Source organism: Photobacterium sagamiensis, assembly GCF_050337085.1.
GTDB classification, from domain to species: Bacteria; Pseudomonadota; Gammaproteobacteria; order Enterobacterales; family Vibrionaceae; genus Photobacterium; species Photobacterium sagamiensis.
Genome location: NZ_JAKJSP010000023.1, coordinates 99,636 through 115,106, shown reverse-complemented (window position 1 = coordinate 115,106; position 15,471 = coordinate 99,636). Strand labels below are relative to the sequence as shown.

Sequence of the window (15,471 nt, the reverse complement as noted above, 5' to 3'; positions counted from 1 at the left end):
ATCATTTGCGCCATCGTTATCGGTCAAAATACGTGGGAGCAATCAAAATGGCGAAGAGCATAGTTGGGCCTATGTTCAAGCCATTTTGGGCAGCTAGCACGGATTTTGGACATAACCCATAGGGCAGCGCTATTTTCTGCACATAACTACCTTAAAAATCTCTCATTGGAGCCCACCCAATCACGTAATTTTTACGTTGTTCTGCTTGAAAATAGCTGCTGCGATGGCTGCAATATGATTAAGGGACACTGCCTTGTTTATGGGTTGTGATGTTCAGCCCCCGGACGTAAATAGAACCACCAGTTAATTGCGATACAGACGGCATAGAAAATCGCAAAACCGTATAGGGCATTTTCCGGTGTGGTTAATTTAATTTGTTCACCAAGCACCTTGGGAATAATAAAGGCGCCATAAGCCGCGATGGCTGATGTCCAGCCCAAGACTGGCCCTGCTTGCTCTTTATTAAATACCATTGAGATGGTGCGGAAAGTTGAACCGTTACCGATCCCGGTCGCGGCAAATAAAATGAGGAACAAAATAAGGAAAGGAACAAAGAATTCTTCGGGCGTTGCTGAGCTATAGGCCGCCTTCATAAAGTAAGCAACCCCAAGCGCACTTGCCACCATGATAACGGCACAGAATTGAGTCACTTTTGCCCCGCCAATTTTATCGGCAACCCAACCACCAACAGGACGGATCAAAGCACCAATAAATGGCCCCATCCAGGCATACATCAAGGCACTCGGCCCATTTGCATTGGTCAAATCATGATTCATCACCCCATCGACCATCACATGCTGGAAACCAAAGATCACCTTGATGGAAAGGCCGAATGCTGCTGCAAAGCCGATAAATGAGCCAAAGGTCATGGTATAGATAATGCTCATTACCCAGGTGTGGGTATTGCCAAATATTTTGTACTGGCGGTTTAAGTTCTTTCTCACTTGGCCGGGAAGCAACTTCAAGCACAACACAGTCAAGACAACCACAATAGGTAATACGATCCACTTACTGATCGCCAAGCCTGAGCCGCCCACCTTTTCAGGCAACATCAGCCATAAACCAAAAATTGAGGTAACAAAACCGATAAGCAACATCCCGCTAATGATGGAAAATGAACCTATCGGGTTAGGCAATTCAGGGGTGACGTGCTCATCCTTAATATTGCTCATTCCCAACCAACCAACAATGGCCAACGGGATCAGGAATAATAACCAGATATAACCGGCGTTATGGATCCAGGCTTCAGAGCCTGCCGGAATTTTGCCAATCAAGGTCCCCGAGCTGGTCACCAGCTCCATCGGTTCACCGCCAAACAGGCCGAAGGTCATCACCAAAGGCACCAAGATCTGCATGGTGGTAACACCAAAGTTACCGAGACCGGCATTCAGGCCCAGTGCCAGCCCCTGCTGCTTTTTAGGAAAGAAAAAGCTGATATTGGACATGGATGAGGCGAAGTTACCGCCACCAAATCCAGACAACAATGCGAGTCCCTGAAATACCCAAAGCGGCGTATTTTTATCCTGCAGCGCAATACCCGTTCCGATCGCCGGGATCATCAGTAAGGCGGTAGTGAAAACGATGGTATTACGCCCGCCGGCAAGGCGAATAAAAAAGCTGCTCGGAATACGTAGTGTCGCGCCAGTCAGACCCGCCACAGCCATTAAGGTAAAGAGTTCAGACTTAGCAAATGGAAAGCCGACATTAAGCATCTGAATCGTGATAATGCCCCAATATAACCACACGGCAAAACCACATAATAAGCTGGGAATCGAAATCCATAGATTACGATTGGCAACCTGCTTGCCTTTATTTTCCCAAAACTCAGGATTTTCCACATCCCACTTTTTAATCGCACTCATGTTAACTTTCTCCCGTTTTCCAGGGCCGGTTTATCTTTCATTGCCATTCCTGCCTTGAAAGGTAAACAGATCCTAATAATGAATTAATATTCTTTTTCCAGTTCAGTATCCGTATTTTCTTTTAATTGCTTTTCCACTAATGGTGTTTCTGCTTGTATTCTTTCTTGCAGCTGCGCTTGTTGAGCATTTCTTACCCGTGCAAATGACCAGTGCATCCAAATTAAGGAAACACACGTCGCGCCGTATAGGATCATAAAAATGGCGGTATTAACTTTGAACATATCAATGAAAAAGCCAAACATAATGGGGAGAAAGAATCCGCCTAAACCACCGGCCAAACCAACAATGCCTGAAACGACTCCCAGGTTTTCCGGATATTCATCAGATAAAAATTTAAAAACAGAAGCCTTACCAAAACCCCAGGCAATACCCACGACAAACAGCAGTGCAGTGAATAACCAGACATTTAAGCCAATATGGAAAGAGGTTGTGCCGCCATCTGCGGTATAAACAGTTAAGTCTGTTTGCGGGTAGGAAAGAAGGAATAAGCATACCCAGGAGATCCACATCACCCACCAGGTCACCTTATAAGCACCATATTTATCGGAAAACCAGCCGCCTAAAGCGCGAACCAGACCAGATGGCAGAACAAAAATCGTGGCCAGCAAGGCTGCGGTTTGAATATCAAAACCGTATTCATTGATATAAAACTTGGTCATCCATAAAGAGAGGGCAACAAAGCCGCCAAAGACAATGGAGTAATACTGGCAGTATCGCCAGATATTTCTATCTTTCAGTACTTTCAGCTGATCCTTAAAGGTGACTTTCGAGTCTACTCGGTGCGACGGATCCGTGTAGGTAAACATCCAGAATGCGACAACGGTGACAAACATAAATATCGCGTACACTTTAGGCACAGCTGTCCAGCCGTAGGCCACGACAATGGAAGGAGCAACAAATTTGGTTAACGCCGCCCCCGCATTACCGGCACCAAAGATCCCCATAGCAAAGCCTTGCTTCTCTTTAGAGAACCATTTGGCGGTATAGCTGATCCCCACGGAAAATGACGCACCAGCCAGTCCGATAAATAATCCCAGCACCAAGAAATGCCAAAATTGGGTCGCTTCACTAATTAACCAGAGTGGTAAAACTGTGGTACACATCAGGACGAAATAAACCACTCGCCCGCCAAACTTATCGGTCAACATACCAACAGGCAGGCGGGCCAGTGAGCCTGTTAATATAGGCGTTGCAACCAACAAGCCAAATTGGGTTTCAGACAGAGACAAGAGATCTTTAATGGGAATGCCGATAATAGAGAACATTACCCAGATGGCAAAACAGGCAGTAAAAGCGTAGGTATTCATCACTAAGACTGAAAGTTGTTTTTTCTTGACCGATGTCATGTTGTCACCTTCAAATAAAGGGTGTAACACTAATGTAGCCAAGCAATTAATAAGTTTCTGGTATGAACTTTATCTACAATGAATAAGAGTAGACAAAAAATACCACCATGGTGGTATCTGTTGATTTTACATATCGTATTGAATATTAACTATAAAACACTATATATTATATTTTTGTTAGGCTGGTTAAATATTAGAGTAACTATTCGGAGGTATCGATGTGTTAAAGGATGAAACCGTCGAGAACAATAAGCGCTCAATCATATTCCGAGCGGCTCTGATCCTCTTTGGTGTGAGTATGCTGACGTTTTTTAGTTGGCTTGGTTCCGTTATTATCACAGAAAGTACCGATGGTGATGCTGCAGCAATTAATATTGCCGGTTCCCTACGAATGCAGGCTTACCGCATTGCTACCGTTGTGGCGCAGCCCGATACCGATGTTCTACAGCTTAAAGCTGAAACCGACATGTTTCAGGTCCGTTTAAATGACCCGATCCTGAGTCAATATATTCGCTTTTCAGGAAAACAGCACCCGATCTACACGTCCTATCACGATATTTCCTCTGTCTGGGGCAACGAATTAAAGCCATTGCTTGAGCTCAGAGCCATACTTAACCCCAATATGAAACGGCAATATCTGACGCGTGTTAATGACTTTGTCAACAATATTGACCAGATGGTATTGCTGATCCAACAAAAAGCGGAAGCCAAAGTGACCCTGTTACGGACTGTCAGTGGTATCAGCATGTTTCTGGTCGTTCTGGTTATGGTGTTGGCAATATATGGCTTACGACTCACTGTTGTCTCCCCGTTAAATGATCTGGTACTGGCCGCTAATAAAATTCGCAAAGGCGAACTTTCGGCTCGGGTGACCTACAACGGTGACGATGAGTTAGGGCTGCTGGGCGACTCTTTCAATCAAATGGCCGAAGAGCTGTCAGTCCTATATGTCAATCTGGAACATCGAGTGACAGAGAAAACCCAAAAACTACTCCAGGCTAATGACAGCCTCGCCCTGGTTTACGATATCAGCCAGCGACTCAATTATGAGCAATATCCTGAGAAACAATTTACCGACATCCTTGAGCGATTAGAGTCAGCCACATCACTCACAAATTTCAGGCTCTGTATTAATCAAGCAAACATAAAAAAATCCCTGCTGGTTACTAACACAGAGCAGATACATATAGAAAACGACAATAAAAATCAGGATAACTGCAAAACCTGTGAGATTAAAAACTGCAACAAAAGTGCGAAAAACGCGCTTAAATTTCCGATCCGAGACAATGACACCTTATACGGCGCTTTATATGCCTGTACCGACTCGCAAATTGAGAAATGGGAGCATCAGTTACTTGAAACGGTGGCTGAATCGATTTCAACACGATTAAGGTTAAGCCAGTTTGAAAGGGATCGGCGCCGGGTTGCCCTTATGGAAGAACGCGCCCTTATTGCCAGAGAGCTGCATGATTCACTGGCACAAGCCCTGTCTTACCAGAAAATTCAGGTTGCTATTTTTCAGGAGCTCTGGCGTAACAACGGCTCACCAGAACAAATTGAAGTTGTCATTGAAGATTTAAAAAACGGTTTGAATACGGCTTACCGTCAATTACGTGAGCTATTAACCACATTCAGATTAACCATAGACGGGGCCGGCCTCGAATCTGCGCTGAAAAACACGGTTATAGAATTTAATAACAAAGCCCAGTTTGTCATTAAGCTTGACTATTCACTGTCGAATTGGCGCCTTAGCCCCAGTGAAGAAGTCAGTATCATTCAAATTGTCAGAGAAGCGCTATCCAATGCTATGCACCACTCAGAAGCCAAAAAGGTGTGCATTTCAATTTCAGATAAAAGGCATAACAAAATTGTGGTGCAAGTCCATGATAATGGTATCGGCATTGAAGATATAACCAACAAAGCCGGACATTACGGGCTCTCAATTATGCAAGAACGGGCGGAAAGTATTCATGGCGATATAAACATTTCCCGGGTTTCCCCGACCGGTACCTGTGTCGAACTGATCTTTACCCCCGCATCCAGTAAGGAGTTTACCAATGCAAGTTAACGATATGAGAGATGAGACAAAAACGACAACCGTCGTCATTGATGACCACCCAATGATGCGCCAGGGCGTGAGCCGATTACTCGAATTAAAGGGTAACTTCAAGGTCGTTGGCGAAGCCGGTAATGGTAAAGATGCTCTGAAAGTGGTTCTTGAACAGTGCCCTGAACTGGTGCTTTTGGATCTGAATATGGAAGGGCTCAATGGCATTCAAACCCTGGAGTTGCTAAGGGAGAACGGCATTGATGCAACCATAGTGGTGTTTACCGTCTCCGATGACAATGACGATGTACTCAATGCCCTCAAAAGTGGTGCTGACGGTTATCTACTAAAGGATATGGAGCCAGAAGATCTGTTAGCTCGCTTAAACGCAGCCATAAATGGTCAGATCGTGCTAAGTGATAAGCTGACCCACATTCTGGCAACGGCACTGTGCCAAAATAAAAAGCCTTCTCGTGAACCCGATATAAACAACTTAACCAAACGAGAGAAGGAGATCCTAAAGCAGATTGCCAACGGACAAACCAACAAGCATATTGCACGTCAGCTTGATATCACAGAAGGCACAGTGAAAGTGCATGTGAAGCACCTTTTAAAAAAAATGAAGCTTCGCACGCGGGTAGAAGCTGCGGTGTGGGCAGTGAAGAATGATGTCGTTTCTTAGGGAATTCACACCTAGCCTGCTCACCTTTTAAGCACAACTTAGTGCAAGCCTTCCAGATCATTCGGCAAATACAACTTGCCGTTAAATGCTACATATACCCCTGGTTTGGCCAGGCGTGCCGCAATAAAAGCAGAGCCTAAGTTAAAGCCGGCATCATTGGGAGAAAAGCCGACTAATGGCCACATGGCCCCGGTGAAGACAATAACATGACCATGATTTTCAGGCAGAAGTGCCATTAGCTTGCGTGCACTTTCGAACAGAGTGAAGGTACCATGAGTGACAATATGGTGAGTACAGTTGCTATTAGCAATTGCAGTACTGACTTCTTGAATTTCTTTGGGTCCAATATCTCGACTATCTTTCATACAGACCGGAAACAGTTCAAACTCATCTTTGGAAATTTTGGCAAATTTTGCCAGGAATTCAGGAATGGCGGTCTCGTCATGACATACGGTGGTACATCGCTCGGTATCATAAAACGAATCAATCGTGCCCCCTGTAACTACAAGTTGTATTTTTTGCTTATCATTGATATTGCTCATGTGGGTCTCCACAATAAAAGTAGCTAATAAAAGCAGAAATTCACGCGCGATCGTGCGTTATCATTTACCTTGGGCTTCCAACTAAGTTCGGCGACGCCACCATTTATGTAGTTCTTCAACCACGAATAAGGTGGAAGCGATCAACAACAGTTGGCCCCACTGAGCTAAAGAAATCGGTTGAATGGCCAATACATCACTTATCCCCGGCATGTACATGGCTGCAATGTGCACCAGTTGCGCGATAGGAACGGCGAATATCAAAAATGGGTTTGAAAATACTGGTAACGTAAATAGTGACAGCGTTTCAGAACGACTATTAAGCGCATGAATATTGCCAAACAGTACCATTAACATCAGGGTCAGGTTTCTCGCCTGCTCCACAGGTTGGCCTGCATCAAGAGCCAGGTAATAATTAACAAATGCCAGCCCGCCCATCACGGTTCCGGAAATCACGATATGCTCAATAATTAATTTTTCAAAAATCGGCTCACTGGGCTTTCTTGGCTTAAAGCTAAGTTCATTGCCTTCTTTAGGTTCAAACGCCAAGGCGACGTCCTGCAACCCATTGGCGACTAAGTTCAGCCATAAAAGTTGGACGGCAATCATAGGCATAGGCAACCCTGCAATAACCGAAAGAAAAAACAGCCAAAGGGCAGAAAAACCGGTTGCGACCAGGAGGGCGATAACCTTACGTATATTGTTGTAGACCACACGGCCTTGCTCGATACCGGACACGATAGAGGTAAAGTTATCGTCAGTAATAATAAGATCCGCAGTTTCTTTGGCAACATCTGTGCCGCGTTTGCCCATTGCGATGCCGGTATTGGCCTGACGCATCGCAGGCGCATCGTTCACGCCGTCTCCGGTTACCGCAACAAAATGTCCCTGACGCATAAAACTATCGACAATCTGCTCTTTTTGCTGCGGCTCAATACGGGCAAAAACGCGAACCGGCCTGATTAAGTCGTCTGCAAATTTTTGTCCTTTGCCGTTCGCCTGATGGATCATACTGCCAGTTACAACAGGGGCATCTTGTTCACACAAACCAAGCTCTATGGCAATCGACTTTGCCGTGGCCGGGTGATCACCGGTGATCATCGCCACTTCAATACCACCGTCACGGCACCGGGTTATCGCACCAAAAGCTTCTTTGCGGACAGGGTCAATCATGGCCACCATACCTAAAAAGCTCATCTGCTCTAATCGCTTATGGCTGTTTTCAATCACTTCCCGCTTGGCCAGAGCAATAATTCGATAGCCTTGTTTCGCCAGGGATTCAAATTGCTCTTCAATCAACGCCTTGTCAATTTTGACCGGACCCGATGACGTTTCCATTTGGCTGCACATGCTGAGCATTTTTTCAGGACTGCCTTTGGCGTATAACCAGGCTCTGTCACCATCAAGGTTCACGCTGCCGCTATAGGCTTTTTCTGGTTCGTAAGGAATAAGCTCCAGCTGGGTTTGCTGTTGCCGCAGTTGGGTGATCGACATGCCCAGCTTTTTAGCTAACACCAGAAATGCGACGTCGACGATATCACCGTCCGAGACCCATTCTCCCCCGGCGTAACTGAGGTGGCTTTCATTGGCCAATACACCCGCAATGCACAACTGTTGCAGGTGCTGTTGTTCGGTATTACCGCAGATTTCGCCCCCGGGAGAGATCCCTTCTCCGGTAACCTGAAATACCTTGTTGTCAGGCAGTACTACCTGACGGATCGTCAACTCATTCACGGTCAATGTGCCCGTTTTATCAGAGCAGATAAAGGTGCACGAGCCGAGCGATTCCACGGCGATCAGTTTGCGGATAATGACATTGTTTTTAGCCATTCGCCTCATACCGATTGCCAGAGCAACAGTCAGCGCGGCGGGCAACCCTTCAGGTATCACCGAGACGGCCAGGCCGATGGTCATTAAGATAATGGCCTCTGTGGTATAGCTCCCTTTCAGCAACATCATGATGGTAAGCGTGAAGATTGCCACAAAAATTCCGCCCGCGACCTGGTAGGTAAAAGCCCGAATGCGGATCATCAATGGTGGCTCGGAAACCCGCTCTTTAGTGACATGGCAAGCGATGCGGCCAATTTCGGTATTGGTCGCCGTTGCGGTAACGATAGCTTGAGCGCGTCCGTGGGTAATAATACTGCCGGCAAAACATTGATTAACCCTTTCCGACAGTGGCGCGTCCTCAGCAACCTTGGCCCAGGGATTTTTACTCACTGCCAGAGACTCACCAGTTAACATCGATTCATCAACGGCCAAATTGTGGCAGTTAATAAGGAGCACATCTGCGGGTACCTTGTCGCCGGAAGAGAGCAGTAACAAATCTCCCGGTACGATTTCTTCGACATCAATAGTACGGGCAACACTGTCACGGATAACATGGGTTACCCCTTTAACCATATTACGCAATGCTGCCGCAGAGCGTTGGGCAGAATACTCCTGAACGGTACCTATGGCGGCGTTAAGGATCAGCACCACAATAATAAAGATACCACTAGGGTTTTGCCCCAGAATGAATGAGACAATGGCGGCAATTACCAGAATATAAATGAATGGACTTAAAAACTGTCGGGCAAATATTTGTACCGAGCCGGGCATCGGAGGCTCAGGAAGCCGATTGATGCCATATTTTTTCAGCCTCTCTTCAGCTTCCTTTTGCGATAAACCGGCAACAGCGCTTTGATCTGAAGAACTTAGATCAGCAGAGCCAGGTTCAGTAGAACTTTGCTCACCATCGCGGTTTTGGCCATCAGATTCTGATTTTATTCCTTCTTTCAGCGAATTTAACGTCATGTTTAATTCCCGTACTTTCAACTCAGCAACTTATTACCTAACTGAATAATCCGTATAAATGGATTCATACAAGGTTTTATTACTGATAAGGATAGACCGAAACTTATCTAAAGTGGGATCTAAGTACCTCGAATAACAGTGAATTTAAATTCCTGCCAGATGATCAATGCTTGTTCAGACTCAATTCAAGATCTCTGGTTTATTGTTTATGGGTATATTTAAGCAACTTCAATATAAGAGATTCAGAGCTTCCTCTGGGAACTCAATTCGAGCGAAATGAGAGGGAAACGAAATGAACACACAAACACTCAGTCCAAGACAACAAGAAATCGTCCTTGCCACTTTACATGAATGCTACCGTCGTCTTAAAGCCGCAGATATCACTCCAAAAGAAATATCACAAGATGGCTTTAACCTGATGTTTAAATCCGCTTATCAGGGCATAACAAAAAACCACTAATGGGCGCGGTGAATACGCATACGGCGATCCCGCACCAACAAAAAGCCCAGCTTTCGCTGGGCTTAATTCATTTCATTAAATGTCTTTATACCCTTCTGTAAGGCAGGTAAACAGGTTCCCACATTTGTTGAGCAAGTTCTTGTTGAATATCTTTGCCTCGAAGCATGCTATTTGGTTCAGTGGCTTGCATGTTTTCAAGAATACTGGTTGCCACCACAACAGAGACATCCTTCAGTTGACTGATCCTTGGATATACACATCCTGCGGCCAGATCTTCATCTGAAACACACTCAGCCAAGGCGTAGGAAGCCATGGTGAACATCTCGAGGGTGACTTTCTGGGTTTGAGAAACAATAGATGCCAGACCCACACCTGGGAAGATAAAGACGTTATTACCCTGGCCAATCCGGTATTCATGGCCGTTATAGTCCACATGACCAAATGGACTACCTGTGGCGACGATAGCCTGACCATCGCTCCAGTTGTAAATATCTTCCGGTATCGCTTCGCAGTTGGCGGTTGGGTTCGAGAGCGGAAATACCATTGGTCGTTTGGTGTATTCCAGCATCTTTTGAACATGCTCTTCTTTAAATGCGCCGCCAATACCACTGGTTCCCAGTAGCACAGTTACTGGATGGTTGTCGATAAACTCGGTCAGAGAAACCTTGCCGAGTACTTCAGTGTGCCAGCCTTCAGCCAGTGCGCGAGGTTTGGCATAGCGTTTTTTGTATTCATCCAGACCATCTCGATCATCAAACACTAAGCCTTGCGAATCGAGTACAAAGATTTTTTCTCGGGCCGCAACATGCGAGCAGCCTTCTTTGAGTAAGCCCGCATAAATCTGGTCGGCGACCCCGACTCCACCAGCACCTGCGCCGTAAACCACATAGGTTTGATCGGCCAGTTTCTCGTCTTTAATTTTTACTGCACCAAGTATACCCGCCAGCACAACGGAACCTGTGCCTTGAATGTCATCGTTAAATGACGGTAAGTCATCTTCATAATCACTCAGGTTATCAAATGCATTGGATTTACTGAAATCTTCCCACTGCAATACCGCTTTCGGGAAGTGGCGTTTCACCTGCTTCACAAACTTACGGATGAAGGTCTTATATTCTTCACCGCGCATGCGTTTACGAGGCATGCCTAAGTACATTGGATCATCAAGCAAGTCCTGGTTGTCGGTACCAACATCCAATGCAATTGGCAGGCAATGTGCCGGATGAATACCAGCCCCCAGGGTATAAAGAGAAAGTTTACCAATTGGGATCCCCATTCCGCCGACCCCCTGATCACCTAAGCCAAGAATACCCTGGCTGTCAGTAACAACGATAATCTTGATATCTTTGCCGGTAAATTGACGAGCCATCTCACCCATCTCGTCAACACTATCTTCGGTAATGTACAGACCACGTGCTTTTTGATAACGGTGGCTAAATTCCTGGCATGCCTTACCGACGGTTGGAGTGTAGATAATCGGTGTCATTTCTTCTACATGACGGGATAACAATGCATAGAATAAGGTTTCGTTTCTGTCTTGGAGGGAACGTAAGAAAAGGTATTTTTCGATATCTGTTGAGGCGTTTCTAAAACCATCATATACACGGTTTAATTGGTCATCGAAGGTTTGTACCCTTGGTGGAAGCAAGCCGCTCAATTGAAATGCTTCACGTTCTTCATAGCTAAAGGCCGTGCTTTTGTTCAGGGTACGATCGTTGAGCAACTCGGTACCGGTTAATGAAACAGGTCGGAATTCATTGCCTTTTTCATCTTTCCACCTTAGGTATTTTCCTGTCGTCATGGTATCCCTCCACTATAAAAACAAATTGTTATCAGTCCTCATATGTCATCTATCAGAAACGGCATGCGGGTTTATTCGAGGGCTGATTGGTTATCCCGATAGGTATCAGGATATAGCGAGCAATTGTATGCCTTTTAAGACATAAAAAATGTGAAGTAAAAGTGCCTGACACAAGATGCCAGGCACTTTTATTCATTTCGAGAAGTTAAGCTTTTTTCGTGTGTAACTATTTACCCTGCAACTCAACATGTGGCGCAACTGCGCCTTGAGGACGGGTGGCTAACTCTTCGTATAACCGCCATTTACGTTCGACCACTGCCTGCGCCTGCGCGGTAATATCGGCGGCAAGTTCAGGATGGCTGCGGCGTAAGATCTGATAACGCGCTTCGTTATAGCGATACTCTTCCAGCGGTATCGTTGGACGTAACGTATCGAGCGAGAACGGATTTTCACCCACATTACGCAGTGCCGGGTTATAGCGGAATAATGGCCAGTGACCGGATTTAACCGCAAGCTGTTGCTGATGCAGGCCATCTTCCATATTAATGCCGTGAGCAATACAGTGGCTGTAGGCAATAATGATTGAGGGTCCGCGGTATGCCTCAGCTTCCCGCATCGCTAATAACACCTGTTGCGGATCAGCCCCCAGCGCGACACGAGCAACATAGACGTTGTTGTAAGAAATGGCCTGCATCGCTACGTCTTTCTTAATCGCTTTTTTACCCGCTGAAGCGAATTTCGCCACTGCGCCTAACGGGGTCGATTTCGACATCTGGCCGCCAGTATTGGAGTACACTTCGGTATCCATCACCAGCACGTTAACATCGGCACCACTGGCTAACACATGATCCAAGCCGCTTGAACCAATATCGTACGCCCAGCCGTCCCCCCCAACAATCCAGATTGAACGGCGGATCAGCTGATCGGCAACGGATATCAGGTTCAAGGCTGATTCTGTACCGAATGTTTTAAGCTGAGTTTTAAGACTATCAACACGCTTGATCTGTGCCTGAATTTCCGTTTCGGTATTTTGTTCAGCATTCAGCAGTTGATCAACCAATAACGGATCGAGCCAGTCGCGGTTTTCCACCACTAGCTGTTTCGCCATTTCGTGTTGTTTCACAGCTGCCAGGCGGAAGCCAAAGCCGAACTCGGCGTTATCTTCAAACAATGAGTTCGCCCAGGCAGGTCCTCGCCCTTCGGCATTTTTCGACCATGGTGTGGTCGGTAAGTTACCGCCATAAATAGACGAACAGCCCGTTGCGTTGGCCACCATCATCCGATCACCAAATAGCTGTGACATCAGTTTCAGGTAAGGGGTTTCACCACATCCCGAGCATGCACCAGAGAACTCAAACAGTGGTTGCAGGAACTGCGCCCCACGGACATTCGAGAAATCGATTCGGGCACGTTCGTTATATGCCAGTGTGTCAAAGAAGGTCAGGTTCTTCTTCTCTTGTTCCAGATAAGGTGCTTTCAGCTCCATATTGATAGCTTTGCGCTCAGGCAGCGTCTCTGTCGCTTCTTGCACAACCATCGGGCAAGCATCAACACACAAGCTACAGCCTGTACAATCTTCGGCGTAAACCTGTAATGTGTAGCGAGTATCCGGGAAGCCTCTGGCGGTAATGCCCGCAGATTTAAACCCTTGTGGCGCGTCATCCAGTTTCGACTTGTCGTAGAACTTGGCCCGAATCGCCGCGTGCGGACAAACGATGCTGCAGTTACCACACTGGATACACTCATCTTGCTCCCAGACAGGAATTTTCTGGGCGATATTGCGTTTCTCCCACTGCGTGGTACCTGACGGATAGGTGCCATCGACAGGCAGCATCGAGACAGGAATAAGATCGCCCTTGCCTGCCATCATGGTGGCAGTGACTTCCTGAACAAACTCCGGCGCGAGTTCGGAGACCGTTGGTTTTAACACGCCTGTCGCCGTGACCTTATCTTGTACCTCCACCTGATAAAGGTGAGACAGGGTATGGTCAACCGCGGCAAAGTTTTTCTTTACCACTTCAGGGCCTTTACGGGCGTAAGTTTTCTCTATCGCTTTTTTGATTTTGGCAATGGCGACGTCTTTTTCTAACACGCCAGAAAGCGCAAAGAAGCACGTCTGCATAATGGTGTTAATGCGATTACCCATGCCGGTGTCACGCGCCACTTTATAGGCGTCAATCACATATAGGCTCATACTATGGTCAATCAGCTGCTGCTGCATTAATGCTGGCAAGCTGTCCCAGACCTTATCGGCAGGTTCAGTCGTATTAAGCAAGAATGTCGCGTTATCCGCCGCCTTCGCCAGCATGTCTGTACTTTCAACAAAGGTTGACTGGTGACAGGCAACAAAGTTAGCTGACTGGATCAGATACGGGCTGTTGATCGGATGATGACCGAAACGCAGGTGAGACTCGGTCTGCGAACCTGATTTTTTTGAATCGTAGACAAAGTAGCCCTGGGCAAAGTAGTCAGGATCATCCCCGATGATCTTGATGGTATTCTTGTTCGCTCCTACCGTGCCATCAGCACCCAGGCCATAGAACATGGCGCGTACAACTTCGGTGGATTCAATATCAAAATCAGCATCGTAATCGAGATGCGAGTTCATCACATCATCAATAATACCGATGGTGAAATGGTGCTTAGGCTGCTCTTTCGCGAGATTATCAAATATGGCTTTAACCATCGCCGGTGTGAACTCTTTGCTCGACAAACCGTAACGACCAGCCACTAAGCGTGGCATCTGCTCAAGGCGATCCTGCCTGTCACCATTAAAAGAATCCATCAATGCGGTCAGCACATCCTGATAGAGCGGATCGGCATTGGCACCCGGCTCTTTGGTACGATCTAATATCGCCAGTTTTTTCGTTGTCTTTGGCAGTGCCGCTATCAGATGCTCTGCCGAAAGTGGCCGGTATAAACGCACTTGCAGCACACCGACTTTCTCGCCCTGCGCAACTAAGTATTCGACGGTCTCTTTAATGGTTTCGACACCCGACCCCATCGCAATCACTACCCGTTCAGCATCTGGATCACCGTGGAACTCAATCAGCTTATAATGACGACCGGTTAGCTTGCCCAGTTTGTCCATGCAGCCTTGAACAATGTCCGGGGTATTGGCATAAAAAGGATTAACCGTTTCGCGGCCCTGAAAGTAAACATCCGGATTTTGCGCCGTACCCCGAATGAACGGAGTATCGGGACTCAAACCACGATCGCGGTGCGCACGTACCAGTTCGTCTGAGATCATCTCCCGAATATGGGCATCAGAAATCAGACTGATTTTATTCACTTCATGAGAGGTTCTGAAACCATCAAAGAAGTGAATAAACGGAATACGTGCATCGAGTGTTGCTGCATGGGCCACCAGCGCCATATCGTGCGCTTCCTGTACCGAGGAAGCGGCGAGTAACGCAAAGCCAGTACCGCGTGCGGCCATAATATCCTGGTGGTCACCAAAAATAGAGAGCCCCTGAGCCGCCAGTGATCGCGCTGCGACGTGGAATACCGCGGATGTCAGCTCGCCAGCAATTTTGTACATGTTGGGCAGCATCAACATCAAGCCTTGCGAGGCAGTAAATGTTGTTGTCAGTGCGCCACTTTGCAGCGAGCCATGCACGGTACCTGCGGCGCCGCCTTCACTTTGCATTTCCGCGATCAGCGGGATATTGCCCCAAATATTTCGTTTGTCTTCTTCCGCCCATTGGTCAGCAAATTCAGCCATGGTCGAAGACGGTGTGATTGGATATATTGCACACACTTCACTGACGCGGTATGCAATATGTGCCGTGGCTTCGTTACCGTCACAGGTGTGCATCACTGGCTTCGATGAAAGAACGGCCTCCGACGAATGAATCGTTTTATCTGTCATGATCTGC

The 15,471-nt window shown here is 46.8% G+C and carries 9 protein-coding genes; 3 read left to right on the top strand and 6 right to left on the bottom strand.

What is annotated here, in order from left to right; translation table 11 throughout:
* Positions 1–257: 257 nt before the first annotated feature.
* Positions 258–1,862: an MFS transporter gene (locus L4D76_RS11935; RefSeq protein WP_428441126.1), complete on the bottom strand. Its 1,605-nt coding sequence runs from the start codon at positions 1,860–1,862 to the stop codon at positions 258–260.
* 83 nt (positions 1,863–1,945) lie between these two features.
* Positions 1,946–3,268: an MFS transporter gene (locus L4D76_RS11930; protein WP_428441125.1), complete on the bottom strand. Its 1,323-nt coding sequence runs from the start codon at positions 3,266–3,268 to the stop codon at positions 1,946–1,948.
* Positions 3,269–3,488: 220 nt separating this feature from the next.
* On the opposite strand from L4D76_RS11930, the gene L4D76_RS11925 reads away from it, so the two are divergent.
* Both L4D76_RS11925 and narL read left to right on the top strand, forming a co-directional pair.
* On the top strand, positions 3,489–5,336 hold the full coding sequence (locus L4D76_RS11925; protein WP_428441124.1) for a HAMP domain-containing protein: 1,848 nt from the start codon (positions 3,489–3,491) through the stop codon (positions 5,334–5,336).
* Entirely contained in the window at positions 5,326–5,997 is a 672-nt protein-coding gene (gene narL / locus L4D76_RS11920) for a two-component system response regulator NarL (protein ID WP_428441123.1), read from the top strand. Before L4D76_RS11925 ends, narL begins: the two co-directional genes overlap by 11 nt.
* 38 nt (positions 5,998–6,035) lie before the next feature.
* Here narL and L4D76_RS11915 read toward each other — a convergent pair whose 3' ends face one another.
* Positions 6,036–6,539 carry an asparaginase domain-containing protein gene (locus tag L4D76_RS11915; RefSeq protein WP_428441122.1) on the bottom strand — a complete coding sequence of 168 codons (504 nt, stop codon included), beginning with the start codon at positions 6,537–6,539 and terminating at the stop codon, positions 6,036–6,038.
* Positions 6,540–6,620: 81 nt separating this feature from the next.
* Positions 6,621–9,332 carry a cation-translocating P-type ATPase gene (locus L4D76_RS11910; RefSeq protein WP_428441121.1) on the bottom strand — a complete coding sequence of 904 codons (2,712 nt, stop codon included), beginning with the start codon at positions 9,330–9,332 and terminating at the stop codon, positions 6,621–6,623.
* A gap of 292 nt (positions 9,333–9,624) precedes the next feature.
* Here L4D76_RS11910 and L4D76_RS11905 point away from each other — a divergent pair, with 292 nt between their 5' ends.
* Positions 9,625–9,792 carry a hypothetical protein gene (locus L4D76_RS11905; protein ID WP_428441120.1) on the top strand — a complete coding sequence of 56 codons (168 nt, stop codon included), beginning with the start codon at positions 9,625–9,627 and terminating at the stop codon, positions 9,790–9,792.
* 85 nt (positions 9,793–9,877) lie between these two features.
* On the opposite strand, the gene L4D76_RS11900 is transcribed toward L4D76_RS11905, so the two are convergent.
* Both L4D76_RS11900 and nifJ read right to left on the bottom strand, forming a co-directional pair.
* Positions 9,878–11,593 (bottom strand): NAD-dependent malic enzyme, encoded by a 1,716-nt coding sequence (locus tag L4D76_RS11900; RefSeq protein WP_428441119.1) that lies wholly within the window; start codon positions 11,591–11,593, stop codon positions 9,878–9,880.
* A gap of 226 nt (positions 11,594–11,819) precedes the next feature.
* Positions 11,820–15,464 carry a pyruvate:ferredoxin (flavodoxin) oxidoreductase gene (nifJ, locus tag L4D76_RS11895; RefSeq protein WP_428441118.1) on the bottom strand — a complete coding sequence of 1,215 codons (3,645 nt, stop codon included), beginning with the start codon at positions 15,462–15,464 and terminating at the stop codon, positions 11,820–11,822.
* Positions 15,465–15,471: the final 7 nt, after the last annotated feature.